This window comes from Ruegeria sp. AH12, from assembly GCF_056541465.1.
On record NZ_JBQFYL010000002.1, the window covers coordinates 47016 to 72778 of the forward strand.

Annotated in this window: 22 protein-coding genes and 1 tRNA gene; 14 read left to right on the forward strand and 9 right to left on the reverse strand. The window is 58.7% G+C overall.

Going from position 1 to position 25763, the window contains the following annotated elements; genetic code table 11:
- The first annotated feature begins 15 nt into the window (after positions 1-15).
- The gene (locus ACR0EL_RS04270) at positions 16-1203 is read left to right on the forward strand and encodes a pyridoxal phosphate-dependent aminotransferase (RefSeq protein ID WP_480498512.1); all 1188 of its coding nucleotides are present in this window, start codon (positions 16-18) and stop codon (positions 1201-1203) included.
- Between the two features lie 5 nt (positions 1204-1208).
- Here the strand turns inward: ACR0EL_RS04270 and ACR0EL_RS04275 are convergent, their stop codons facing one another.
- Positions 1209-1736 (reverse strand): outer membrane protein, encoded by a 528-nt coding sequence (locus tag ACR0EL_RS04275; protein WP_480498514.1) that lies wholly within the window; start codon positions 1734-1736, stop codon positions 1209-1211.
- A 400-nt stretch (positions 1737-2136) separates the two neighbouring features.
- Between ACR0EL_RS04275 and ACR0EL_RS04280 the strand changes: the two genes are divergently transcribed.
- On the forward strand, positions 2137-3681 hold the full coding sequence (locus tag ACR0EL_RS04280; RefSeq protein WP_480498516.1) for a trimethylamine methyltransferase family protein: 1545 nt from the start codon (positions 2137-2139) through the stop codon (positions 3679-3681).
- A gap of 51 nt (positions 3682-3732) precedes the next feature.
- On the opposite strand, the gene ACR0EL_RS04285 is transcribed toward ACR0EL_RS04280, so the two are convergent.
- Together ACR0EL_RS04285 and ACR0EL_RS04290 are read right to left on the reverse strand one after the other, a co-directional pair.
- Complete coding sequence (locus ACR0EL_RS04285) at positions 3733-3978, reverse strand: EF-hand domain-containing protein (protein ID WP_353007741.1); 246 nt, start codon at positions 3976-3978, stop codon at positions 3733-3735.
- Positions 3979-4520: 542 nt separating this feature from the next.
- Positions 4521-8141, reverse strand: coding sequence for a vitamin B12-dependent ribonucleotide reductase (locus ACR0EL_RS04290; protein ID WP_480498519.1), 3621 nt, complete (start codon positions 8139-8141; stop codon positions 4521-4523).
- Positions 8142-8660: 519 nt separating this feature from the next.
- On the opposite strand from ACR0EL_RS04290, the gene ACR0EL_RS04295 reads away from it, so the two are divergent.
- Entirely contained in the window at positions 8661-9095 is a 435-nt protein-coding gene (locus ACR0EL_RS04295) for a hypothetical protein (RefSeq protein WP_480498520.1), read from the forward strand.
- Positions 9096-9223: 128 nt separating this feature from the next.
- On the opposite strand, the gene ACR0EL_RS04300 is transcribed toward ACR0EL_RS04295, so the two are convergent.
- The 4 genes from ACR0EL_RS04300 to pdxH form a co-directional block, all read right to left on the reverse strand.
- Positions 9224-9300: transfer RNA gene (locus ACR0EL_RS04300), tRNA-Pro, on the reverse strand.
- 43 nt (positions 9301-9343) lie between these two features.
- Positions 9344-9811 carry a DUF192 domain-containing protein gene (locus ACR0EL_RS04305; protein WP_480498999.1) on the reverse strand — a complete coding sequence of 156 codons (468 nt, stop codon included), beginning with the start codon at positions 9809-9811 and terminating at the stop codon, positions 9344-9346.
- Between the two features lie 7 nt (positions 9812-9818).
- Complete coding sequence (locus ACR0EL_RS04310; protein WP_353007746.1) at positions 9819-10325, reverse strand: cold-shock protein; 507 nt, start codon at positions 10323-10325, stop codon at positions 9819-9821.
- Between the two features lie 142 nt (positions 10326-10467).
- Complete coding sequence (gene pdxH, locus ACR0EL_RS04315) at positions 10468-11073, reverse strand: pyridoxamine 5'-phosphate oxidase (protein WP_480498522.1); 606 nt, start codon at positions 11071-11073, stop codon at positions 10468-10470.
- A gap of 135 nt (positions 11074-11208) precedes the next feature.
- On the opposite strand from pdxH, the gene fabI reads away from it, so the two are divergent.
- The 5 genes from fabI to trpE all read left to right on the forward strand — a co-directional run bounded on the left by fabI (position 11209) and on the right by trpE (position 17229).
- Complete coding sequence (gene fabI, locus ACR0EL_RS04320) at positions 11209-12015, forward strand: enoyl-ACP reductase FabI (protein WP_480498524.1); 807 nt, start codon at positions 11209-11211, stop codon at positions 12013-12015.
- 4 nt (positions 12016-12019) lie between these two features.
- Positions 12020-12529 (forward strand): xanthine phosphoribosyltransferase, encoded by a 510-nt coding sequence (gene gpt / locus ACR0EL_RS04325; RefSeq protein ID WP_353007750.1) that lies wholly within the window; start codon positions 12020-12022, stop codon positions 12527-12529.
- An 81-nt stretch (positions 12530-12610) separates the two neighbouring features.
- Positions 12611-13786: an aminotransferase gene (locus ACR0EL_RS04330; RefSeq protein WP_480498526.1), complete on the forward strand. Its 1176-nt coding sequence runs from the start codon at positions 12611-12613 to the stop codon at positions 13784-13786.
- A gap of 80 nt (positions 13787-13866) precedes the next feature.
- Positions 13867-15708, forward strand: coding sequence for a peptidyl-prolyl cis-trans isomerase (locus ACR0EL_RS04335; protein WP_480498528.1), 1842 nt, complete (start codon positions 13867-13869; stop codon positions 15706-15708).
- Positions 15709-15717: 9 nt separating this feature from the next.
- Positions 15718-17229, forward strand: a complete 1512-nt coding sequence (trpE, locus tag ACR0EL_RS04340) for an anthranilate synthase component I (protein ID WP_480498530.1) — start codon at positions 15718-15720, stop codon at positions 17227-17229.
- A 46-nt stretch (positions 17230-17275) separates the two neighbouring features.
- Here trpE and ACR0EL_RS04345 read toward each other — a convergent pair whose 3' ends face one another.
- On the reverse strand, positions 17276-18685 hold the full coding sequence (locus ACR0EL_RS04345) for a divergent polysaccharide deacetylase family protein (protein ID WP_480498531.1): 1410 nt from the start codon (positions 18683-18685) through the stop codon (positions 17276-17278).
- A 196-nt stretch (positions 18686-18881) separates the two neighbouring features.
- On the opposite strand from ACR0EL_RS04345, the gene ACR0EL_RS04350 reads away from it, so the two are divergent.
- The 6 genes from ACR0EL_RS04350 to lexA all read left to right on the forward strand — a co-directional run bounded on the left by ACR0EL_RS04350 (position 18882) and on the right by lexA (position 23707).
- Positions 18882-19463 carry an anthranilate synthase component II gene (locus tag ACR0EL_RS04350; protein WP_480498533.1) on the forward strand — a complete coding sequence of 194 codons (582 nt, stop codon included), beginning with the start codon at positions 18882-18884 and terminating at the stop codon, positions 19461-19463.
- The gene (gene trpD / locus ACR0EL_RS04355) at positions 19460-20479 is read left to right on the forward strand and encodes an anthranilate phosphoribosyltransferase (RefSeq protein ID WP_480498535.1); all 1020 of its coding nucleotides are present in this window, start codon (positions 19460-19462) and stop codon (positions 20477-20479) included. The genes ACR0EL_RS04350 and trpD overlap by 4 nt, the downstream gene beginning before the upstream one ends.
- Positions 20476-21288 carry an indole-3-glycerol phosphate synthase TrpC gene (gene trpC / locus ACR0EL_RS04360; protein WP_480498537.1) on the forward strand — a complete coding sequence of 271 codons (813 nt, stop codon included), beginning with the start codon at positions 20476-20478 and terminating at the stop codon, positions 21286-21288. Before trpD ends, trpC begins: the two co-directional genes overlap by 4 nt.
- Positions 21288-21761 carry a cyclic pyranopterin monophosphate synthase MoaC gene (gene moaC, locus ACR0EL_RS04365; protein ID WP_353007758.1) on the forward strand — a complete coding sequence of 158 codons (474 nt, stop codon included), beginning with the start codon at positions 21288-21290 and terminating at the stop codon, positions 21759-21761. The genes trpC and moaC overlap by 1 nt, the downstream gene beginning before the upstream one ends.
- Positions 21758-22930 carry a molybdopterin molybdotransferase MoeA gene (locus tag ACR0EL_RS04370; protein ID WP_480498540.1) on the forward strand — a complete coding sequence of 391 codons (1173 nt, stop codon included), beginning with the start codon at positions 21758-21760 and terminating at the stop codon, positions 22928-22930. Before moaC ends, ACR0EL_RS04370 begins: the two co-directional genes overlap by 4 nt.
- A 78-nt stretch (positions 22931-23008) precedes the next feature.
- Positions 23009-23707, forward strand: coding sequence for a transcriptional repressor LexA (gene lexA / locus ACR0EL_RS04375; protein WP_170532872.1), 699 nt, complete (start codon positions 23009-23011; stop codon positions 23705-23707).
- Here the strand turns inward: lexA and ACR0EL_RS04380 are convergent.
- On the reverse strand, positions 23701-25752 hold the full coding sequence (locus ACR0EL_RS04380; protein ID WP_480498542.1) for a ComEC/Rec2 family competence protein: 2052 nt from the start codon (positions 25750-25752) through the stop codon (positions 23701-23703). The genes lexA and ACR0EL_RS04380 overlap by 7 nt on opposite strands.
- Positions 25753-25763 lie beyond the last annotated feature (11 nt).

Consider the following 25763-nt stretch of genomic DNA (forward strand, 5'->3'; position numbering starts at 1 on the left):
CCAACAGGTGTTCAGATGAAAGTGTCAAATCGCATCTCTCAGATCACAGCGGGCGGCCATGACGGCTGGGATGTGTTCTACCGCGCGCGCCGGATGGCCAGCGCAGGACACGCGGTGACCGAGCTGACAATTGGCGAACACGACACCCGAACCGATATATCGATTTTGCGCGCCATGGACCACTCGGCGCGAAACGGACACACCGGTTACGCAATGGTCCCGGGAACCGATCGACTACGCGACATGGTTGCCGCAAGAACTGAGGCGCAGACCGGGGTTCCCACCACGCGTGACAATGTTCTGATCACGCCCGGCGGGCAATCCGCCCTGTTCGCTGCACATATGGCCCTGTGTGATCACGGGGATGTGGGGCTGTATATTGATCCATATTACGCCACCTATCCCGGTACGATCCGCGGGGTTGGCGCACACGCCCGCCCCGTCCAAGCACAGGCGAAGGGGGCATTTCAACCGCGCGCCGAAGACATCGAAGCTGCGGCGGACGGAGCCGTGTCCCTGCTGATCAACTCACCCAACAATCCAACCGGCGTGGTCTATTCCCACGAAACGCTTGAAGCCATCGCAGGGGCCTGTAAACGGCGCGATCTTTGGCTGATCTCGGACGAGGTCTATGACACGCAGGTCTGGGAAGGTGAGCATATCTCTCCCCGTGCTTTGTCGGATATGGCCGAGCGCACGCTTGTTGTTGGGTCCATGTCCAAATCCCATGCCATGACGGGCTCTCGCTGCGGATGGGTTATTGGTCCAGAAGAAGTGATTGCGCATCTGATCAATCTGGCCACGCACACGACCTATGGCGTGCCCGGTTTCATTCAGGATGCCGCCTGTTTTGCACTGAATGCCGGCCCGGAGTTAGAGGCTGGTATCGCCGCCCCCTTCCGTCGCCGTCGCGCGCTTGCCATGGAGATTCTGAGCAAGCAAAACACCATCACCCTCGTGCCCGCACAAGGTGCGATGTATCTGATGCTGGATATCCGCGCGACCGGCCTATCCGGTGAAGACTTTGCAAACGCCTTGCTGGACAATCACGCCATCGCTGTCATGCCTGGCGAAAGCTTTGGCCGGGCCGCAGCAGGCCATATTCGCGTGGCAATGACGGTCGAGGACGCGCGTTTTTCGCAGGCTCTGCAGACCTTGTGCGATTTTGCGGCAAGTCAGGCAAAACATAGCGCGGCTGAGTGAAAGGCTCAAAACCGGAATGTTGTCCTTAGGTTGAAAACATTTGTGCCCAATCCCCCCTCAGATCGGGTGGCATCGTCGAAGTTCTGGCGCAATGCCTCACCACTGATCACAAGGTTTTCGCCAATCGGATAAGCGACGCCGATACCATAAACCGCCGCTGTATCGCTGTCGGTCGAAGTTTCCGCGTGGGCCGCACCGACGACCACGTATCCGAGCGCGTTGCCAAAATCATACCCGCCGCGCAGTTTCACAAGTGACATACTGTCCAGGCTTCCCTGGTTTTCGCTGAGGTTCAGGGACAGGCGGTTGTATTCCAACTCACCTCCCAAAACGAAATTGCCAAAATCCTGATCAAACCCGATATGGGCGCCAAATGTGCCTGTATCCCCGCTGGAGCTGTCAGGGCCGCTTGCCTCGGCATAGCCGAAACTGAAACCCGCATAGGCACCTGTCCAATCCTCTGCCATAGCAGGGATGGCGCATGTGATCGTCATTGCGACGATCAAGGCCCAACGTGGTTTCCAATCCATCATCAACAGTGTTCATCCGTGTCTGGAGCAGCAACAGTCACACTTTCAAACTGGTATGCAGTTACCAGATTTCAATTCTGATCACAGGATATTCAGCAGTAAGTTAATAAAGTATAACAGATTTCGCCCAAAGCGGGAGAAAATGTGCCCAGAACACGCGTTCGACGGAGGCAGCGCCACAATCTGTCGGTTTTTGACACCAAAGTCGCAAACGGAACAGAACAGGGTGTGGTCGTCTGACAGCCTATCGAGCAACTGAGAGGTCTCATGGCAAACGAGATTTGGAAAATTCGCCTGATCAGTCGTACCATTGGTGCGGATCGTGGGCGCGCGGCTAGGGGTCGGCCTGGCTTGTCTTGATCGCTTACGCTCAAGATACTTCTTCAACGACCGGACTTATTCAATGAACACGCAATCCCGTAGTGCCTCTCGTAGCGGTGGACGTTCTGCACGTCGCGCAGCCCGCGCATCCGCCCTTCCAGAACATCTGCGCCCGATCCGCCCCGGCATGGAAGGCGGCACATACAAACCTCTGACCCCAACTCAGGTGGAAAAAATCCACAATGCCGCCCTGCAAGCCCTTGAAACCATTGGTCTTGCAGACGCTCCCCAAAGCGGCATCGACTATCTGGTCGGTGCTGGCTGTACTCTGGGCGACGACGGGCGCATTCGGTTCCCGCGCGCATTGGTCGAAGATACGATCGCCAAGGCCAACCGATCCATCACGCTCTACAGCCGCGACGGCCAGACCGACCTCGACCTGACCGGCACCAAGGTTCACTATGGCACAGCCGGGGCCGCCGTGAGTATGGTTGATGTGCATGGCCGCCAATACCGCGATTCAACCGTACAGGATCTGCACGACGCCGCGCGAATTTGCCAACAACTGGACAATATCCACTTCGTCCAACGCCCCATGGTCTGCCGCGACATCCTCGACAATCTCGAGATGGACTACAACACAGTTTATGCCGCTTGCTCAGGGACTTACAAACACATCGGGACATCCTTTACCGAGCCATCGCATGTGGCACCCGCCATCGAAATGCTGCACATGATTGCCGGTGGTGAGGACAAATGGCGCGAGCGGCCTTTTGTGTCCAACTCGAACTGCTTTGTCGTTCCGCCGATGAAATTTGCCACCGAAAGCTGCGAAGTGATGGAGGAATGCATCAAGGCCGGTATGCCGGTTCTGCTTTTGTCTGCTGGAATGGCCGGAGCAACTGCCCCATCAACCATCGCCGGAGCGATCACGCAAGCCACGGCCGAATGCCTGGCCGGTTTGGTTTATGTCAACGCCGTAAAGCCAGGCGCTCCCGCGATTTTTGGCACCTGGCCCTTTGGTCTCGACCTGCGCACCGGGGCCATGTCTATCGGATCTGGCGAACAGGCCCTGCTGAGCGCGGGCTGCGCGCAAATGCACCAGTTCTACGATCTGCCCGGCGGTGCCGCGGCTGGCGCGTCAGATTCGAAACTGCCCGATATGCAAGCCGGTTGGGAGCAGATGTGTTCGAACGTCATGGCCGGGTTGTCCGGGCTTAATATGGTCTATGAAGCGGCGGGCATGCATGCCTCGCTTCTGGGCTTTTGCCTTGAAAGCCTGATCCTTAGCGATGATCTGATCGGGCAGGCACAGCGCTGCGTACGTGGCATCGAAGTCAATGATGAAACACTGGCGCTGGATCAGATTGCCGAAGTCTGCATGGGCGGGCCGGGCCACTACTTGGGCACCGACGCAACGCTCAGCCGGATGCAGGCCGACTATGTCTACCCGATTTTCGGCGATCGGACGTCACCAAAAGAATGGGCCGAGATGGGTAAACCCGATCTGCTTGATAAGGCCACGGCCCGTAAAGAAGAAATTCTGAGCGCACCGTCGTCCGCTCAGTTTGATCCGTTGCTAGATGCCGAAATTCGCGCCAAGTTCAACATTCACTTACCCGCGTAACCGCTTGTAAAGGCGGCCCGAAGCCCTCGGGCCGCCCTTATTCAATGCAAATCAGCCGTTGCTGGGGGGCAGCAAACCGGCTTCTTGCGCAACTGCGATCTCATCCTGATCCAGCGCGCCGTCACCATTTGCATCCATGGCCGAGAACGTATCGGTATCCACTTCTGGTACCACAGCCTGCACTTCTTCAATGGTCAGAACGCCGTCGCCATTAGCATCAGCGCTCGATTGCGCCAAAGCCAACGAGGGCAAGCCAAGTGCGAATGCCGAGATAACGGCCAGATGTTGCGGTTTCATGATAGTGCCTCCTGAGTGAGTTTTACGTTGTTACGTCCGGACAAGCACCACAGACACCATCTTGCCCTTCGCCGTCACCCGCATCCCTTTCATCCCCGAATTTCGCGCCATTCTTTGCGGATTTCCCCGAGTCGGCCCTGCGATCTCCCGCCGGGCGAAATCCGCCGATCTGCTTTCGGCGGTTCTGACCCGATGGCGGAGGGGCAATCCGGCAAAGCTCTGCTGACGACCGCGGTATGGGGTTGAAAAAAGAAAGGGGGCCGAAGCCCCCTGTCAGTTTCGCCTTCCAGGCTCATTTCGTTGACCGCCCGGTGTTTTTTTGCCTGCGGCCTGGACTGCGCATGGGGCGAGCGCACCCGCCCCGTGAGAGAGTGGGAGGGAGCAAATATTCCGCCCCACCCTGTTCCCGGCCAACACGGGCATGTCGGCCGAGTGGACCAAGGCATCGATGGTAAGTCTCAGCGCCTTGATCCGTATTCGTCGGGGTCGGTACCTGTGGCAGCTATCCGACCCCTGCGCCCCGGGGTGCCGGGGCGCTGAACTCAGCTACACCCGCTTGTCGCGCCGCAGGTGTTGCACTTCATGCAGGTGCCGTTGCGCACCAGCGTGTAGTTGCCGCATTCGCCACACGGGTCGCCCTCGTAGCCTTGCATCTTGGCTTTGGTGCGCGCGTCCATGGTGGTTGCGACGGCGGTTTCCGCGGCCGGAGCTGCAAAGGCAGCCGCAGTTTCCGCCACACCATTCAAATCGGTCTGACCTGCGTTGAACACCGCCAGATCTTGCGGCAAGCGCTTGCGCAGATAGCCGGTCGAGCTGATCTGTTTCAGCACTTCCAGTGACTTGGAGGCCGCACTGTCGCTGAGCTCCGAGACGTTCGAGACGCCTTCTTCCTCGCCCCGGCCCAAGTCGTCGAAGCTTGCGCCTTCAGGTTTCACATGGGCCAGATCGGTGCGGTCCAGATAGGACACGGCCAGTTCACGGAAGATGTAATCCAAGATCGACGTCGCGTTTTTGATCGAGTCGTTACCCTGCACCATCCCCGCCGGTTCGAACTTGGTGAAGGTAAAGGCATCGACGAATTCATCAAGCGGCACGCCATATTGCAGGCCGACCGACACGGCGATGGCAAAGTTGTTCATCATCGCCCGGAAGCCGGCGCCTTCCTTGTGCATGTCGATGAAGATTTCGCCCAGCTTGCCGTCTTCGAACTCACCGGTGCGCAGGTAAACCTTGTGGCCGCCCACGATCGCCTTTTGGGTATAACCCTTGCGGCGATGGGGCAGTTTCTCGCGATGGCTGCGGATCATTTCCTTGACCACAACCTTCTCGATCACCTTCTCGGCCAGAACGACGGCTTTTTCCTGCGTCGAGCCGCTTTCCAGCACTTCCGCCGCCTCATCGTCATCTTCGACCAGCGCTGCGGCCAGAGGCTGAGACAGTTTCGAGCCGTCACGATAGAGAGCGTTCGCCTTCACACCCAGCGACCAGCTGAGTTCATAGGCCTTCTGGCAATCCTCGATGGTCGCGTCATTGGGCATATTGATCGTCTTCGAGATCGCACCCGAGATGAAGCTTTGCGCTGCCGCCATCATGGTGATGTGGCTATCAACCCCCAGGAAACGCTTACCTTTCTTACCGCACGGGTTGGCGCAGTCGAAGATCGAATAGTGCTCTTCTTTCAGATGCGGCGCACCTTCCAGCGTCATGGTTCCGCAGACATGATCATTCGCCGCGTCGATATCCGCCTTGGTAAAGCCCAGATGGCGCAGCAGATCGAAGGTCGGGTCATTCAGCTTGGTTGCCGGGATGCCCAGAACGCCGGTGCAGAAATCCTCGCCCAGCGTCCACTGGTTGAAGACAAACCGGATATCGAAGGCGCTTTCCAGCGCGGCGTCCACCTTGGCCAGTTCGTTCGGACCAAAGCCGTGACCTGTCAGCGAGGTGTGGTTGATCCCCGGCGCGTTGCCGATGGTGCCGTGACCGACGGCGTAGGATACAATCTCTTCGATCTGAGACGAGGAATATCCCAGCTTCTCCAGTGCTGAAGGCACCGAGCGGTTGATGATCTTGAAGTAGCCGCCACCAGCCAGTTTCTTGAACTTGACCAGCGCAAAGTCAGGCTCGATCCCAGTCGTGTCGCAATCCATCACCAGACCGATGGTGCCGGTGGGCGCGATCACGGTGGCCTGCGCGTTGCGATAGCCGTGTTTCTCACCCAGGCTCAGCGCTTCATCCCAGGCCGACATGGCCAGATCGATCAGACGTTTGTCTGGGCAGTTGCCGTGATCCAGAGGCACAGGCTTGACGGCCAGTTTCTCGTACCCGTCGGTCACACCCTGCGATGCGCGGCGGTGGTTACGGATGACGCGCAGCATGTGGTCCGCGTTGCGCTCATACCCTTTGAAAGCGCCCAGCTCTCCGGCGATCTCGGCGGAGGTCGCATAGGCCACACCAGTCATGATTGCGGTCAGTGCGCCACAGATCGAACGCCCCTCATCCGAGTCATAGCTGTAGCCCATGTTCATCAGCAGACCGCCGATATTGGCATAGCCCAGACCCAAGGTGCGGAAGTCATAAGACAGCTGCGCGATTTCCTTCGACGGGAACTGCGCCATCGTCACCGAGATTTCCAGCGTCAGTGTCCAAAGACGTGACGCATGCATGTAATCCGCCGCCTGGAACTCGTCATCCTTCAGGAAGGTCAGCAGGTTCATCGACGCCAGGTTACAGGCCGTGTCATCGAGGAACATGTATTCCGAGCAAGGGTTCGAGCCGCGAATCTCACCATCCTCGGGGCATGTGTGCCACTCGTTCACTGTGTCATGGAACTGAATGCCCGGATCGGCACAGGCCCAAGCGGCGTGGCCGACCTTCTCCCACAGGTCGCGCGCTTTGACCGTGCGGGCAACCTTGCCATCGGTGCGGTTGATCAGCTCCCAATCCGCGTCTTTCTCAACGGCGGTCAGGAACGCATTAGTCACGCGGATCGAGTTGTTCGAGTTCTGGCCCGAGACAGAGCTGTAGGCCTCCGAATCCCAGTCCGTATCGTAAGTCGGGAATTCGATGCTGTCGTGGCCCTGACGGGCGTAGTCGAGCACGCGTTTTATGTAAGTTTCTGGGATCGCGACCTTTTTCGCCTCACGCACGGCCGTCTTCAGGCCGTCGTTCTTGTTGGGATCATATGCATCGTCCTGCGCGCCGTCCCAAGACCGGATGGCCTCGAAAATGCCGTTCAGCATCTTCTCGTGCATCTTCGATCCGGCAACGATCGAGGCCACCTTTTGCTCTTCGATCACCTTCCATTCGATGAATTGCTCGATGTCGGGGTGATCCGCATCGACGATCACCATCTTTGCTGCCCGACGGGTTGTCCCGCCCGATTTGATCGCGCCAGCGGCGCGGTCGCCGATCTTGAGAAAGCCCATGAGCCCCGAGGACTTGCCGCCACCTGACAGCGCTTCGCCTTCGGCACGCAGATGGCTGAAGTTGGTCCCGGTGCCCGAGCCGTATTTGAACAGGCGCGCCTCACGCACCCACAGATCCATGATGCCGCCTTCGTTCACCAGATCATCGTCGACCGACTGGATGAAACACGCGTGCGGCTGAGGGTGCTCGTAAGCGGATTTCGATTTGGTCAGCTTGCCGGTCTTGTAATCGACATAGTGATGCCCCTGCGCCGGGCCGTCGATGCCATAGGCCCAGTGCAAACCGGTGTTAAACCATTGCGGGCTATTCGGAGCGGCGCGTTGGGTCGCCAGCATATAGCGCATCTCATCAAAGTAGGCGCGCGCGTCTTCCTCGGTTGAGAAGTAGCCGCCCTTCCAGCCCCAATACGCCCATGCGCCGGCCAGACGATCAAAGACCTGCTTGGATGATATTTCGCCATCGAATTCGGCACCATCGGCCGGAACCGAACGCCACAGGAATTCGGGAACGTCTTTCTCTTTGACCTTTTTCAGCTTGCTGGGAACACCTGCTTTGCGGAAATACTTCTGCGCGATCACGTCGCTTGCGACTTGGCTCCAGCTTGATGGAACTTCGATATCGTCCAACCGAAAGACAATTGTACCGTCGGGGTTTCGAATCTCGGACGTGGCCAAAATGAAATCCAAGTCTGCGTATGCATCCTGCCCCGGTTTCGTGAATTTTCTTTCAATTTTCATGTCCGCTGCCTTCGAATTAATGACCGTCTACCCAGCTTCGGGCCTGAGAAATGCCAAGCCCCCCACCTTGCCGAACTCGACAGACGCAAAGGTCCGGACGCTGCCGCGCACAGCGCAAAACCGCATCAGCGGTTGCACAATCGGTTGGTGTGCGTCCCGTCCCTGCCTGCGCCTTCTCTGATTTCCTACCAGATGTAGTGGCGTCATATTCGGCTCATACAATCTGGCGTATCCACCCATAGAAGGTCAACGGCCTTTTTGAGTCATTTTTGAAATCTTTTGTGTTGACCCGATCATCGCGTCGGGTCTTGCGTGGAGCGTTTCCGATTCCTCCACAGAATGATCCACGGCAAATTCCCGCCGATCCCAAATTCGATTGAATGAAATTCCTGTTTTTACCAGCATGGTTATAAGCGTTTGATGAACCGGACCACTGCTGGTTAGGCTGAAGCAGAATCATCACGAACCTGCCAAGGGACGAGTTGGTTAACGCGCAAATCATTGAGGGCTTACAATCAGATGCGGCTGTTTCACTTTCTATCGCCAGTGGCCCTAATCGTGGCGTGCACACCACAAGATGTGTCCGAACCATCACGCAGTGCTCAGTTCAACGACTACCCCACGCGTCTGTTCGAAACCTTCGAAATGAGTTGCACCGGCCCGGGCGACAGTTTTCGCAAGCTGCCCGACAGCAGCTTTGAATGCAGCGAATACCTGCCCCCCGAAGCAGCCGCCTTTCTGATACTGACCTATGATGGTTCCCCTCAGAACCTGCCCAAAAGCGTCATGCGGTTGAACCCGAGCAAAACTGCATCCGGCTACCGTGTGGATGCCTCGCTGGTGTTCAGGGTCCCACAGAAAGCCGGATCAGTTGTTGAGGTTCCCGTCGAAAGCGAAGCGTTGGACCAAGCCCTTGACAGGCTTTATCGCGCATTGGGCGGATTGCCAGGCTGATTGCGACAGCTCGGCTGGCTTCATCACGGTTTGCTCACAGGGATGAGGCCTCCCTAAAAGCACGCAAATAGAGTCACACAACCTATGACGAGTTCATCGCATAAGCACTTCGATATAAGCTATGGAAGTGGTCGGGGCGGCAGGATTCGAACCTACGACCCCCTGTACCCAAAACAGGTGCGCTACCAGACTGCGCCACGCCCCGGACCGTGCGCCTTCCTAAACGCGCCGATCTGATTTGAAAAGCCCTAACAGGGCCAAATTGCCGGGCCTTGCGAAAAAATTTCGTGGCGCATCTGGGTTCCGGCTTTGATTCCGTAGCGCGCGGCCAATCCGGCGTTGATTTCAAGCACCGCAAAAACGGAATCGCCGCCTTCAATTGGAGTCAAATCACCCGGAATCGCGTCTTCATGCACGCTGCTGACTGCGCCGGTTTTGTCGATGAAGATCATGTCCAGCGGAATCAGGGTGTTCTTCATCCAGAACGCCACACGCTGAGGCGGATCGAAAACAAACAGCATCCCCGACCTATTGGGTAGGGACTCTCGGAACATCAACCCACGCGAACGCTCTTGGGGCGTCATGGCCACTTCAACGTTGAAACGTATCTGAGTCTGATCACTCTTCAGCTCAACACGGTCAGGACGGCACTCCGCCAACGCACCCCCAGCCCAAACGATAAAGATCAGGGCAGGAACGGCGAAGCGAGATATCATGTTGGAATCATTCGTCCAGCGCGGCTTCCCAGGCAAGCACCTGTGCTGCCATCCGGCCTCGTTTTCCATCGATCACGCGCATGGCCAGCGCTTCGCCGGGTTGCAGATCGGCAAGGCCCGAGCGGCGCAAAACTTCAATATGCAAAAACACATCCTCACCGCGGCCAAACACATTGGCAAAGCCAAAACCTTTGCCCTTGTCGAACCATTTCACCCGCGCGGCCTCCATCGGGGCATCTGCGATCACGTCTGGATCAAGTTCGGCGAAATCGGCCAGCAGCATAGAATCTGCACGCGCCGGCGGATCAACACTGATCACCTCGACCGCCTGAACGCCCCGGTCTGTGCGATGCGTCATAATTTCGATGCCCGCGCCATCCGCGACAGAGCTTTGACCAAAATTGCGCAAGACGTTCACATGCAACAGAATATCCGGACCGCCTTCGTCAGACACAACGAACCCGTACCCTTTCGCAGGGTCGAACCATTTCACGTGTCCACGTACGCGATACATATTATTCAGATCGTCCGGCACTGTATTCCTTACGCGCATTTATTAAGATCGTTAAGGTTTGTTTGTTTATGGGAATGGCTCGTAAATTCAAGCTGAAAAAACCCATTGTTTTCTGAGTGTTGCATTTCACGTAACGCGAACATCATGGATTCAGCCTTTCCACTTGCCAAACTGATCCGGGCTCATCCCTTTGCCATCTAAAGCGGTCATGCAGGCGAAAAGCCCCATCTGCCCAGAATTCAATTTCAGTCGGCGCGATTCTGTACCCTCCCCAAAATGGCGGTCGCGCAGGGTTCGGCCCATGTTTCGCAGTTACCTTTGCAACCTCGGCCATTAACGCAGCGCGACTGCTCAGCGGCTGAGACTGCCGCGAAGCCCAGGCCCCCAATCGGCTTTTAAGCGATCTGGATGCATAATACTCATCCGCTTTCGGACCCGTTTCGCGGGTTATTGTACCACGAACTCGGATTTGACGCCGCAAAGATTTCCAGTGCATCACAAATGCCGCTTTGCCCGCACCATCCAGTTCTAACGCTTTGGTGCTTTCGTAGTTTGTGTAGAAAACGAAGCTGTCCGGTTCGATCTCTTTCAAAAGAACCATGCGAACATTGGGCAGACCGTCGTGATCGACAGTCGCCAACGCGATTGCGTTCGGATCGTTGACTTCACTCTCTTCAGCCTCAGCTAACCACCGAGCCGCTATTTCAAACGGATCGGAGCCAGCAAAGATGCCATCGCGCTCGTTCATTTCCATCCCCAGGAAAGTACTGAGTAGGAACCTAAGGCGATAACCCGCTACGGGCAAGAGCGGATGGCCTTGATGCAGCGCTAACGATGGCATAAACCAACGCAATACAACGCGAAGACAGGCGGAGAACCAAACATGGCAAATCAGTTGATGGCCGGCAAACGCGGCCTCATCATGGGACTGGCCAATGACAAATCAATCGCATGGGGAATCGCGCGCGCTTTATCCGATGCCGGGGCCGATCTGGCTTTTTCTTATCAAGGCGACGCTCTGAAGAAACGGGTCGACCCACTGGCAGCGCAACTTGGCAGCGAAATCGTCCTGCCGTGCGACGTCAGCGATGAGACGTCAATCGACGCATTGTTCACCGCGCTTGAAGCAAAATGGGGCGAGCTGGATTTTATCGTTCACGCCATCGGGTTCTCGGATAAGAACGAACTGCGCGGTCGTTATGTCGACACCAGCCGCGCGAATTTCAATTTGACCATGGATGTGTCCGTCTTTTCCTTCACAGCCGTGATGCAGCGCGCAGAAAAGATGATGGGCGAAGGCGGCAGCGCCGTGACGCTGACCTACTATGGCGCCGAGCAGGTCATGCCGCACTATAATGTCATGGGCGTCGCCAAAGCCGCGCTTGAAGCATCGGTCAAGTATTTGGCCGAGGATCTGGGCAAGGATGGCATCCGCGTGAACTCAATCTCGGCCGGGCCGATCAAGACACTGGCCGCCAGCGGCATCGGGGACTTCCGCTATATCATGAAATGGAACGAGTATAACTCACCCCTGCGTCGCAACGTAACCATCGACGATGTCGGCAACTCGGCACTCTATCTGCTGTCCGACCTCAGCAGTGGCGTGACGGGTGAGAATCTGCATGTAGATTCAGGCTATCACATCGTCGGCATGAAAGCCGTGGATGCACCGGACGTAGAAAAGGGCTGAGATCATGAGCGCCAAAGACCGCCTGCCCCACGAAAAAGGCTTTCATATCAGCTGGGATCAGATTCACCGCGATTCCCGCGCTCTGGCCTGGCGGCTGGATGGGCAAGGCCCCGATGATGGATCCTGGCGCGCGGTTGTCGCGATCACCCGTGGCGGAATGGCCCCGGCCATGATCGTCAGCCGTGAGCTGGACATCCGCACCGTCGACACGATCAGCGTACGCTCCTACCACCATCAGGAACAGGGCGAGGCCGAGGTGCTCAAGGCCCCGGATGCCCCGTTGATGGGCGATGGCGAAGGCGTTCTCATCATCGACGATCTGGTCGACAGCGGCAAAACCCTGGATCTGGTGCGCCGGATGTTTCCAAAGGCGCATTTCGCGACGGTCTATGCCAAACCCAAGGGCCGCCCGATGGTCGACACGTTCATTACCGAGGTCAGCCAGGACACCTGGATCTTCTTCCCATGGGATATGGCCTTGCAATATGTCGAACCCTATCGCGGCACGGACTAACTTCTTCTGTTCAAAAATACCTCGGAGCGCGAGGCAGAGCCTCGCACAAGCCCTGCTGGCACTGTCCAAGGACAAAACTCAATGACTCAAACCCGCACCAGCGTCACCTTTCCGCCCCCGGTGATGGAGGCGCGCCGCTGGCTGGACGGGGTTACGTTTTCGGATGACCAGCCGCTGATCAATGTCAGTCAGGCGGCCCCGGTCGATCCACCACCGCTGGCCATGCGTCAGGCCATGGCCGAGTTCGCAGTGGAGCAAGATAGCGCCCATCTCTATGGGCCCGTCTTGGGTAACAGTGATTTACGCGCGGAACTGGCTGATCAGATCAGCGCCCACTATGCCGCGACGGTTGCCGCGAACCAGGTTGCCATCACCTCGGGGTGCAATCAGGCGTTTTCGGCCGTCATCTCGGCGATCACGGATCAGGGGGACGAGGTCATCCTACCTACCCCATGGTACTTCAATCACAAAATGTGGCTGGACATGGCAGGCGTCCACGCTGTCGACTTGCCAACCGGCGCTGATCTTTTGCCTGATCCCGAACAGGCGCGTGCGCTGATCACCGACAAAACCCGCGCTATTTCCTTGGTCACGCCCAACAATCCCGGCGGGGTCGAATACCCGGCGGACCTGCTTCGCGCCTTTTACGATCTGGCGCGCGAGGCTGGCATCTACCTGCTGGTCGACGAGACCTACCGCGATTTCGACAGCCGTAGCGGCCCACCGCATGATCTGTTCCAACAGCCCGGCTGGGATCAGACGCTTGTGCATCTCTATTCTTTCTCGAAAGCCTACCGCCTGACCGGTCATCGCGTAGGAGCGATTGCGGCCAGCGCCGCCCTGCTGGCCGAGATCGAGAAGTTTCTGGATACAGTCGCCATTTGCCCCGGCCAGATCGGCCAATTTGCGGCCCTGTGGGGCATGCAGAACCTCGGCCAATGGTTGGCCGGGGAACGCGATGAAATCCTCGACCGGCGCGCCGCCATCACGGATGGGATGCCAAAGCTGACCGCCAATGGCTGGCGGTTGTTGGGCCTTGGCGCATATTTCGCCTATCTCGAACACCCGTTCGATATCCCTTCGGACGAACTTGCCCGCCGCCTCGTTCCAGAAGCCGGTATTCTCCTGCTACCCGGTACGATGTTCATGCCCGCAGGCGATCCTACCGGTCAGCGCCAGGTGCGCATCGCTTTTGCCAATCTGGATCGAGCTGGGATTGGGCAATTGTTCGACCGCTTGCAGGCAGTTTCCTTCTAAGCTTGCCCCCCGGCGGTGCCCGTCGTATTCAGGGCGGCGACCAACAGGGCAGAGACCTGCCAAAACACCAAGAGGGCATCATGGCTGCAGGCAAGAACAGTCTTTCGAAAACCTTTGTCTGGATATTGATGGGCCTTTTGTTCGTCGGTCTTGCCGGCTTTGGCGCCACCAATCTCAGCGGCACCATCCGCACTGTTGCACAGGTGGGTGACGAAAGCGTCTCGGTCGATGCCTATGTACGTGAGCTGCAGCGTGAGATCCGTGCCGTTGAGGCCCAGACCGGGCAATCTCTGCAGATGTCTCAGGCCCGAGAGCTGGGTTTGGAGCAGCGCGCCTTGTCCCGCCTGACCGCCCTCGCCGCGCTGGACAACGAAGTCAGCCAGTTGGGCATTTCGATTGGCGACGAAAACCTGCAGGAAGAGATCGTGGCGATCCCGGCCTTTCAGGGCGTTGATGGAACCTTTGACCGCGAAGCCTATCGGTTCCAACTGGATCAACTAGGTATCTCGGATACCGAATTCGAATCGGACCTGCGCAAGGAATCCTCTCGCACGATCCTGCAGGCAGCTATGACCAGCGGCGTGGTGATGCCCGACACGCTGACACAAACGCTGGTCGATTATCTGGGTGCGCGGCGCAGCTTTACCATTGCGACCCTCGGGGTTGAGGCGCTGACGACACCGGTTGCTGAACCAACCGATGAACAGGTTCAGGCGTTTTATGATGAACACACCGATTTGTTCACCCTGCCCCGCACCAAACGACTGACCTATGCGATCCTTTCGCCCGAGATGTTGATCGATACGGTCGAGGTCGACGAAGATACACTGCGCCGACTCTACGACCAGCGCGCGGCTGAATATCAACAACCCGAACGCCGGTTGGTCGAACGGCTGAACTTCCCCAGTGAAGAGGCCGCAAATGACGCCATAGCGCAGCTTGAAGTCGGGGGCATCACGTTCGAACAACTGGTGCGCGACCGTGAGCTTGAGTTGAGCGATATCGATCTGGGCGATGTCACCCGCGACGATCTGGGCGACGCCGCCGATGCTGTATTCGCGGCAGAACTGGATCAGGTTGTCGGACCTCTGCCCTCGGTCTTTGGCCCGGCTTTGTTCCGGATAAACGGCTCACTGGCCGCCAACAACGTTCCTTTCGAAGAGGCTGAACCAAGCTTGCGCGAAGAACAGGCTTCCGAGCGCGCGCGCCGCCTGATCGAAGCCCAATCTGAGGATATCAACGACCTGCTGGCCGGTGGTGCCACGCTGGAAGAGTTGGCTGCTGAAACCGAGATGGTGCTGGATCAGATCGACTGGACCCGCGACAGCAGCGAACAGGTTGCTGCTTACGACGGGTTCCGCGTGGCCGCCGAAGCGGTACAGGAAGGTGACTTCCCCGAGATCGCGTTCCTTGAGGATGGATCGATCTTCGCTCTGCGTTTGGAAGAAGACCTGCCCCCGCGACCCGAACCCTTGGATAGCGCGCGTGACCGCGTCGCTGCAGCCTGGATTGCGGCCGAGACAAACGCGGCGCTTCAGGATCAGGCCGCCTCGGTCCTGCTGGACCTGGCAACCAATGGCGATTTCACCGCAACCGGCCTGCCCTTCCGTGTGGAAAACGCCCTGACCCGCACCGCTTTTCTGGAGGATGTGCCCCCCAGCTTCATGGCAGACGTTTTCGAGATGGAGCCCGGCGAACTGCGCGTGATCAGCGGCAATGGTGCCGCCTTGATCGTACGTCTTGACGAGATCCTGCCACCGGATGAAACCGACGAGTTGCGGCAGCTGCAAGAGGCCCTCAGCGCTCAACTGGATCAGGCCTTGGCGCAGAACATCTTTGACGCCTATGTCCGCGACGCGCAGACCCGTGCGCGCCCAGTGGTCGATCAGCAAGCCCTGAACGCCGTGCAGGCGAGTTACTAAGGGACCACTATGGCACTGACACCCGATTTCGACACATTCGCCCGCGCCTATGAGGCGGGTGAAAATCAGGTCGTTTACACGCGCCTTGCCGCCGATCTGGACACACCCGTCTCATTGATGCTGAAGCTGACCGGTGCGCAAAAAGATGCCTTTATGCTGGAATCCGTCACGGGCGGAGAGGTGCGCGGGCGTTATTCGATCGTTGGCATGAAGCCTGATCTGATCTGGCGCTGCCGGGGCGAAACATCCGACTTGAACCGATCCGCCCGGTTCGATCCCGAGGCGTTTGAACCGCAAACCGGCAACCCAATGGACAATCTGCGCGCCTTGCTGGCCGAAAGCCGTATCGCGCTGCCCGATGATCTGCCACAGGCGGCTGCCGGGCTGTTCGGCTATCTGGGCTACGACATGGTGCGTCTGGTCGAGTATCTGCCGGATGTGAACCCTGATCCGCTGGGCCTGCCCGATGCGATCATGCTGCGCCCTTCGGTCGTGGCGGTTTTGGATGGCGTCAAAGGCGAAGTCACCGTTGTGTCACCCGCATGGGTCAGCGACGGGCAATCGGCCAAGGCGGCCTATGCGCAGGCCGCCGAACGCGTGATGGACGCTGTCCGCGATCTGGAACGCGCCATGCCAGCGGAAACCCGCGATCTGGGTGACGCGTCTGAGGTTGCTCCGCCCGTGTCGAATTTCACCAAATCCGGCTATATGGAAGCGGTTGAAAAGGCCAAGGAATACATCCGAGCAGGCGACATCTTTCAGGTCGTCCCGGCACAGCGCTGGACACAGGATTTCCCGCTGCCGCCGTTCACGCTCTATCGGTCTTTGCGCCGCACCAACCCTTCGCCGTTCATGTTCTACTTCAACTTCGGTGGCTTTCAGGTCGTGGGCGCCAGCCCCGAGATTCTGGTGAGGGTCTTTGGCGACGAAGTCACCATTCGTCCCATCGCAGGCACCCGCCCGCGCGGCGCGACGCCAGAGGAAGACAAAGCAAACGAGTTGGATTTGCTGGCCGACAAGAAGGAATTGGCCGAACATCTGATGCTGCTGGATCTGGGTCGCAACGATACGGGCCGCGTCGCCAAGATCGGCACTGTACGCCCAACCGAAGAGTTCATCATCGAACGCTACAGCCACGTGATGCATATCGTGTCGAACGTGGTAGGTGAATTGGCCGAGGACAAAGATGCGCTGGATGCCTTCTTTGCTGGGATGCCTGCGGGTACAGTCTCGGGCGCGCCAAAAGTCCGTGCGATGGAGATTATTGACGAGCTGGAACCTGAAAAGCGCGGCGTCTATGGCGGCGGTGTTGGTTATTTCAGCGCGGGTGGCGACATGGATATGTGTATCGCCCTGCGCACAGCCATCGTGAAAGACCAAAAGCTTTACATTCAGGCGGGCGGCGGCGTGGTCTATGACAGCGACCCCGAGGCAGAGTTTATGGAAACCGTTCACAAATCGAACGCCATCCGGCGGGCAGCAGCAGATGCGGCGCGGTTCACCTCAACAGGCAACAGCTAAACAGAAAAAAGGCGGCGATTCCGGATCAGCCGCCTTTCGTCAGCCCTTACTGAACCTCGCGCTTCATCACCGCAGAAATTGGCGCCATGGCGACCCGGCTGGCGCGATCCTCAAGCCCCCAAAGTAGCAAGGCAGAAATCGTTTCGGGACGCACACGGCCCAGCATCACCACAGTGCCCTCCTGCCCGGCGCGGAAGACGGCCTGATCCAGAAAACGGCGCATGATCTTGGGGTCCTGACGGGCCCCGTCAATATCTCGGAATATGACGCTGGATGGGATTCCGTTGCGCGCGGCGATCTGCTGGACGGTATTGAGCCCGTTGTCTTGTGTGATCAGCCCACGACCCGTGACACCTGCAATCTCGGCGACCTGGTCGGCCAGCTTGCGATTGCCCTGAATGCCGGTTTCAACCCCTTCCAGAATTCCTACAGTTTCCGGCAGGGTCTCCAGCCAGACGGCCATCGAAACTTCGGCATCCTGTGCGCTGGCAGCCTCGGGCAGATCGGCCAATGCCATCACCTCAAACCCGGCAGCGCGGTGGCGCGCCATTTTTTCAGCGGCGTTTGGATCAGACGGGCTGACGGCAAAGCTGATCGGATAGGGAAAGTCCTGCAAGGCCTCGGCCCCGAAGGATTGTTCATCATCGATCAGAATAATCGACATCAGCGGTTTGGATTCGGCATTTTCAAATGCGGCGGCGTAGGCTTCGATGGGTTTGCCCATAGGGATCAGCCCTGTGACATCACCTGTTTCCTCAGCCGGTGGATCGTCGCGTTCGGTCAGCGGCACTACGCGCTTGCCGACGATCGTGCTGGTGCTGGTCTCGTTCTCTCCACCAATCTGAGGCAAGGCGGCGATACGCGGCAAAGTGCGCGGCAGAGTATCCTCGTCCCCTTCGACAGCAATCGGGCTGTTTTCGAACGGGTTTTCTTCGGTGCTGTCTTCGGTTGAGCCTGGAACGTCGATGCTTGGCAAAGGTTCCAGAACCGCAACTCCTTCAGCTTCAGGCGCAGCGGGTGCCTCACCGATCACCTGTGGCTGCACTTCATCCTGAGGGGTTTCAGGCGCAGCTCCGGGCAGTGGCGGCGCAGCAGGCGGGTTTGTCAGCACCGCAACCTCGTCCGCTGCGCCGGGATCCGGCTGTTCGGGCTGTTGCCCCGGCCCCGTGATGTTTGGCTGGGCGTCTGTCTCTTGCTCAAGACCTGACAGATCGGCCACATCCTCTTCTTGGAAATCGGCAGCTTTTGGCCCAGCGGGTTGCGCATCGACCAAATCGGCGTCTGATCCGGTCTCGGTCACACTGGCCGAGGCTTCGGATGTAGTGACATCCTCGGGCTGTGGTGCCTCGGTTGCCACAACCGGTTTTTGGGTCAACGGTGCCTGCAACGACAAAACCGCGCCCAAGATCAAAACAACGACCGCACCCGCGACCATTCCTCCGACAAATCCGCCCATGTCCAACGCCTTTCGCCTGTCTACTGCTACGCCCGTTCTTACGTCATCTTTTGCAACGCTTGGCCTGATGGCGCGTCTGGAACGGGTTGTCCTCTTGACGCTGCCGCCCAAGCCTGAGCATGTATGTCCCGACATTATACCGTGGCCGGGGGCTGTATCGCCAGCCTGAAATGCCCAAGCTAAGATAAGTGCCCAAATGCTGCTGCTGATCGACAACTACGATTCGTTTACCTACAACCTGGTGCATTATCTGGGCGAACTTGGGGCCGAAATGGTCATTCGCCGAAATGATGCGCTGGATGTGCAGGAAGCCATGGCGATGAATCCTGCCGGTATTCTGCTCAGCCCCGGCCCTTGTGACCCGGATCAGGCTGGGATTTGTCTGGCCTTGACCGAAGCTGCCGCCGAGACAAAAACACCTTTGATGGGTGTATGTCTGGGTCATCAGACCATTGGCCAGGTCTTTGGGGGCAAAGTGATCCGCTGCCATGAGATCGTGCATGGCAAGATGGGCACGATGAAACACACGGGCAAAGGTGTCTTTGCCGGACTGCCCTCGCCCTTTGAAGCCACCCGCTATCATTCGCTGATCGTTGAGCGTGAGACCCTGCCCGACTGCCTTGAGATCACGGCAGAACTGGAAGACGGTACAATCATGGGGCTGCAACACAAGGAACTGCCCATTCATGGCGTGCAGTTCCACCCGGAATCTATCGCCTCCGAGCATGGCCACGCCCTGCTCAAGAACTTCCTGCAAGAACTGAAAGTCCCCGCATGAGCGACGCATTGAAACCGCTGATCGGTGCGTCTGCCGACCGGCCCCTGACCCGCGCCGAGGCGGAACAGGCCTTTGGCATTCTATTCGATGGCGAGGCCACACCCAGCCAGATCGGTGGGTTGCTGATGGCCATGCGAACACGTGGCGAAACCGTGGACGAATACGCCGCCGCCGCCGCTGTGATGCGCGCCAAGTGTAACGCGGTCACCGCCCCGGCGGGCGCGATGGATATCGTCGGCACCGGCGGGGATGGCAAAGGGACACTGAATATCTCGACCGCGACGGCCTTTGTCGTGGCGGGTACCGGTGTCACCGTGGCCAAACACGGCAACAGGAACCTCAGTTCAAAATCCGGCGCAGCAGATGCGTTGGGACAGATGGGTATCAACGTGATGGTTGGCCCGCAAGTGGTTGAAAAGGCGCTGAATGAGGCGGGTATCTGTTTCATGATGGCCCCTATGCATCACCCAGCAATTGCCCATGTCATGCCGTCTCGGCAAGAACTTGGGACGCGCACGATCTTCAACATTCTCGGCCCGCTGACCAATCCGGCGGGCGTCAAACGGCAACTGACTGGAGCCTTCTCGCGCGACTTGATCCGTCCGATGGCGGAAACGCTGGGCTTGCTGGGTTCAGATCGCGCATGGTTGGTCCATGGCTCGGACGGGACGGATGAGTTGACCATCACCGGTGTCAGCTGGGTCGCAGCCCTGGAAGACGACACCATAAAAGAGGTTGAACTGCACCCCGAAGACGCGGGCCTGCCCGTACATCCGTTCGAAGAGATCGTCGGCGGAACCCCGGAAGAAAACGCTGCTGCCTTCGGCGCATTGCTGGATGGTGCGCCGTCGGCCTATCGTGATGCTGTTCTGCTGAACTCTGCCGCTGCTTTGGTCGTGGCGGAGGCCGCGAGCGATTTACGCGAAGGCGTTGAAAAGGCAGCCGAAAGCATCGACAGTGGCAAAGCCAAAGAAAAGATCAACGCCCTTGCGCGGATCACACAGGAAGCTGCATGACCGAGACTGTTCTGGACAAAATCAAAGCCTATAAGCTGGAAGAGATCGAAGCGGACAAGGCACAAAAATCGCTGGCCGAGCTGGAAAGCGAAGCGCGAGATGCGACTGAGGTGCGTGGCTTTGCCGAGGCGTTGCACAACGCATCGCGCACCGGCTACGGTTTGATTGCCGAGGTCAAAAAAGCCAGCCCCTCCAAAGGTTTGATCCGCCCGGATTTTGATCCGCCCGTTCTGGCACAAGCCTATGAAAACGGCGGCGCAGCCTGTTTGTCGGTTCTAACCGACACGCCCAGTTTTCAGGGTGCCAAAGAATATCTGACTGCTGCGCGCGCTGCGACCGATTTACCCGCTTTGCGCAAGGATTTCATGTACGATCCCTATCAGGTCGTCGAAGCGCGGGCCTTGGGGGCAGATTGTATTCTGATCATCATGGCCTCGGTCGAGGATGCCCAAGCCGCCGAACTGGAACAAACCGCGTTTGACTGGGATATGGACGTTCTGATCGAAGTTCACGATGAAGCCGAGCTTGACCGCGCGACGCAGCTCAAAAGCCCGCTGATCGGCATAAACAACCGTAATCTCAAGACCTTCGAGACCACTCTTGATACAACCCGGCGCCTGTCAAAACTTGTGCCAGGAGATCGGACGATTGTCTGCGAAAGCGGTCTGGGCGCGCCGGAAGATCTGGCCGATATCGCTCGCTACGGTGCAAGGTGTTTCCTGATCGGCGAGAGCCTTATGCGGCAGGATGACGTCAGTGCGGCAACTCGCCAAATCCTGTCGAACCCGCTGATCCCAGGGGTGATGTGATGCCGCTTACGCATTTTGATGCCGAAGGTCAGGCGCATATGGTCGATGTCTCGGACAAGGATATCACTGACCGCGTTGCGGTGGCTGCCGGTTACATCAAAATGGCGGCAGAAACTTTTGATTTGATTTCAGAAGGCCGCGCCAAGAAAGGCGATGTTCTAGGCGTTGCGCGTCTTGCGGGGATCATGGGAGCCAAAAAAACGCCCGACCTGATCCCGCTGTGCCACCCGCTGCCCGTAACCAAGGTTGCTGTTGAACTGACGCTGGACCCTGATCTACCGGGTGTCCAAATCGAAGCCACGGTCAAAACCTCGGGCCAGACCGGCGTTGAGATGGAGGCGCTGACCGCTGTCTCGACCGCCGCGCTCACGGTCTATGACATGACCAAAGCCGTGGACAAGGCAATGGAGATCGGTGGCATACGCGTTTTGCTGAAAGATGGCGGTAAATCAGGGCGTTACGAAGCGCAATGATATCGGTCGAAGACGCACGCACCCTGCTGTTTAATCTGGTCGCCCCGCTTCCCTCCGAACACGTACCACTTGCCAAATCGGCGGGTCGCGTACTGGCCGAAAACGTCGTCGCAACCCGCGATCAGCCGCCCTTTGCCGCCTCATCGATGGACGGCTACGCAGTCAAAGCGGCCGAGGTCGAACGTCACGCGATGTTCAAAGTTGTAGGCGAGGCCGCCGCGGGCAATCGGTTCGATGGTAGTGTCAGCCCTGGACAAGCCGTGCGGATATTCACCGGCGCGCCGGTGCCGGAAGGGGCTGACTTCATTGTCATACAGGAAGATGTGGACCGTCGCGGCGATCTGATCACCATCACCGACGCGCCCGGCCCCAAGACTAATATCCGCCCCGCAGGGGTGGACTTTGCCAAAGGCACCACAATCGCCGCCCCGCGCCTGATCCGGCCCGAGGATCTGGCGTTTATGGCCGCCATGAACATCCCCCAGGTCCCGGTTGCGCGGAAACCGCAGATCGCCCTGATCTCAACCGGGGACGAATTGGTAATGCCGGGTGAGACCCCGGGCCCGGATCAGATCATCGCCTCGAACACGTTCGGCCTGCAGGCGCTGCTCGAAAGGGTTGGCGCCCATGTCCGCGTTCTGCCCATCGCACGGGACACGGTCTCTTCGCTGGAAACTGCGTTTGGACTGGCGGAAGGGGCTGATCTGGTGGTCACCATCGGCGGTGCTTCGGTCGGGGATTATGATCTGGTTTCCGAAGTATCCGAGGCGCTGGGAATGGAGCGATCCTTCTACAAAATCCGGATGCGCCCCGGAAAGCCGTTGATGGCTGGGCGGATGGGCGATGCCGCAATGGTTGGGCTGCCCGGGAACCCCGTCAGTGCGATGGTATGCGGCTATCTGTTCCTGATTCCGATGGTACGACGGATGTTGGGGCTCGATACGGTCGTGACACCCTTCCAGCATGCGGTTCTGGCCGAAGCGCTGCCTGCAAATGGGCCACGTGAACACTATATGCGTGCCATTATTGACGAAAACGGCATCCGCGCCTGTGCCGATCAGGACAGTTCTCTGCTAAGTGTTTTAGCCGAAGCCAACGCTCTGATCATGCGTCCACCCGAGGATCCAGAGTGCCCGATTGGGGCCGAAGTGCTCTATCTGCCGATCTAGAGCATCCTCAAATTCGTTGACACAAAACGTGAACATGCGTAGAACAAAAGAAAACGCATGAGCGACGAGGTGTGAGCGATGCTGACCAAGAAGCAGTTGGATTTGCTGGAATTCATCCACAAACGCGTACAGCGGGATGGCGTTCCGCCCAGTTTTGACGAAATGAAGGCCGCGCTGGATCTGCGATCCAAATCCGGCATCCACCGATTGATCACAGCGCTGGAAGAACGGGGCTTTATCCGCCGTCTGGCGCATCGAGCCCGTGCAATTGAGATCGTGAAGCTACCCGAAAGCCTTGGGGGCGAACCCACGACCGGATTTACCCCTCGGGTCATCGAAGGCGACAAGCCCGAAGGCCCGCGCCCTGCGAATTTCGAACCGGTCTCGGTCGATGCGCTGGAATTGCCTGTCATGGGCCGGATCGCTGCTGGTGTACCGATTGCGGCCATCAGCCATGAATCGCATCGTGTGGCCGTGCCCGGCCCGATGGTATCCGGCCAAGGATCGCATTACGCGTTGGAAGTGCAAGGCGACTCGATGATTGATGCTGGTATCAATGACGGTGATGTTGTCATCATCCGGGAAACGTCGACCGCCGACAATGGCGACATCGTGGTTGCACTGGTCGAGGATCAGGAGGCGACGCTGAAACGCTTCTTCCGCCGTGGCAACGCCATCGCGCTTGAAGCCGCAAACCCGGCCTATGAAACGCGCGTTCTGCCTGAAGACAAAGTTAAGGTTCAGGGGCGTCTGGTCGGGCTGATCCGCAGCTACTGATCACCAGACTTGCCACGGTCCCCGGTAGATTTCGGGGACCAGAGACGGTGTCCCGTCAGATCGGCACTGGTGATCACTTTACCACCCGAGATGGACAGGCTGCCTGTGTGGTACAGCCGATCCGGGTCAAACACCCCGCAATCACCCTGGATGGTCAACTCTACCGCCGAGACGACAATCTGGTTCGCGTTGCATTCCGTAAATCCGCGTGCAGCCCGTTTGCCAGTGATGTGAACAACCTCGGTCCCCTGCACGGCGATGCGCTGGATCAGATCGGCCTTGCCCGGCCAGCGCCCGGCCGCCTGCCCCTGATCCTGCCCGTCGCCGTCATTCTCCAGCCAGACGGTTGCGACAAAGCCGCTGCCTTTCTTCTTGCTCAGCGCCCGGCCTTCTTCAGTCATGACACCAACCAGCCCGCCGGATTCCGCGACCAAAACCTCGGGGCGATGATCCGAGGTCCACAGCAGGAACGCCGCTGCCACCGGGCCAAGGCCCACCCAGCGCATCCGCCCCTGCCAGAGCGCCAGCCAAAGCCCACCAAGGGCAATGATAGGCAACACGAACCAAGGCGGGCTGACCACGTAGCCTTGCGCCCCCTCAAGGCCCGAGACCCAATCAGCAACCAACAAAATCCAGCTTAGCCCGATCCCCATGACCTCGAGCGCGATCCAGTCCAGACCAAACGGCGCCAACAACGCAGCAACCACGGCAGACGGTACAACAACCGTCCCCATCACGGGCACGGACAGCAGATTCGCCAAAAGCCCGTAGTGCGACATGGTGTTGAAATGCGCCGCCCCAATCGGGGCGGTGGCAAGACCTGCTATGGCGGAAGACAACAACACACCCAGAAAGGGTCTGAGCCATTTCGGGCCCGGTGTCGGACCAAAATCGCGCAACGTGCCAAACACCGCCACCAAGGCGGTCGTGGCAGCAAACGACATCTGAAAACCAGGGCTGAGCAATGTCTCAGGGCGCAAGATCAACACGATCAGCGCAGCCACCGCCACCGCCCGTAACGAAATCGCCCGGCGGTCGATCAGAATGGCCCCGAACATGACGCTGACCATAATAAACGCCCGTTCTGTCGCCACATTGCCCCCTGACAGCATCAGGTAAATAACTGCAGCCACAAGAGCCCATCCGGCCGCCAGTTTTCGCACTGGCATCCGTAACGCGAGGGTTGGGATCATCGACAGTCCGATCCGGCAGGCCACGAAGACAAATCCGGTCAACAATCCCATATGCAGGCCGGAGATCGCCAGCAAATGCGCAAGGTTCGATGCCCGCAGCGCGTCCAGCGACGCCTGTCCCATGCCGCTGCGATCTCCGGTCGTGACCGCAGCGGCAAACCCGCCGACCTCACCCGGCAGGAGACTGTGCACATGGCCCGAGATCGCCATCCTGATCGCCGTGATCCGAACGCCATCCAGCGCATCCTGTGGCGGGGCGATCGTGAGGACCGGAACACGTGTGTATCCGACCGCGCCCAAGCGTTGAAACCAGGCATGGCGTCGGAAATCGAACCCTCCGGGCTCGACCGGGCCCTGTGGTGGTGACAGATGGGCCGTGGTCATGATCCGTTGCCCAGGTGCGATACGTCCAATGTCGGAATGGATGGAAAGGCGGATGCGCTGCGGCCGCCGGTCGTTTGGTACGTCCCCTAGTCGCACCTGATCCAGCGTCAGTCGCAGCGCATCCGAGGCAGACCGGTCCATGGCCACTACGCGCCCCTCAACTGGGCCGTAGTAACGCCATGACAGAACCGGTTCTGCCACCATATGGGCGCGCGTGCCGGCCAGCACAAAGCCCGCCGCAACCAGCGCCCCCCCGACTGCCAACGATCCCCAACCCGAAGGAAACACACGGCTCAACCAGATCAGCCCCAGACCTATACAGCCAAGGCCGAAATAGGCCGTCCAAACCGGCTCGAACCGAAGTCCGAAATAGAGGCCAATCCCGACCGCAAAGCATACCGGCGACCAGGGAAATAGAAACCCTGTCTGGTTCAACAGCGCCACCTGGGCCCGTGCAAGAACACGCATGGTTGCCCCCG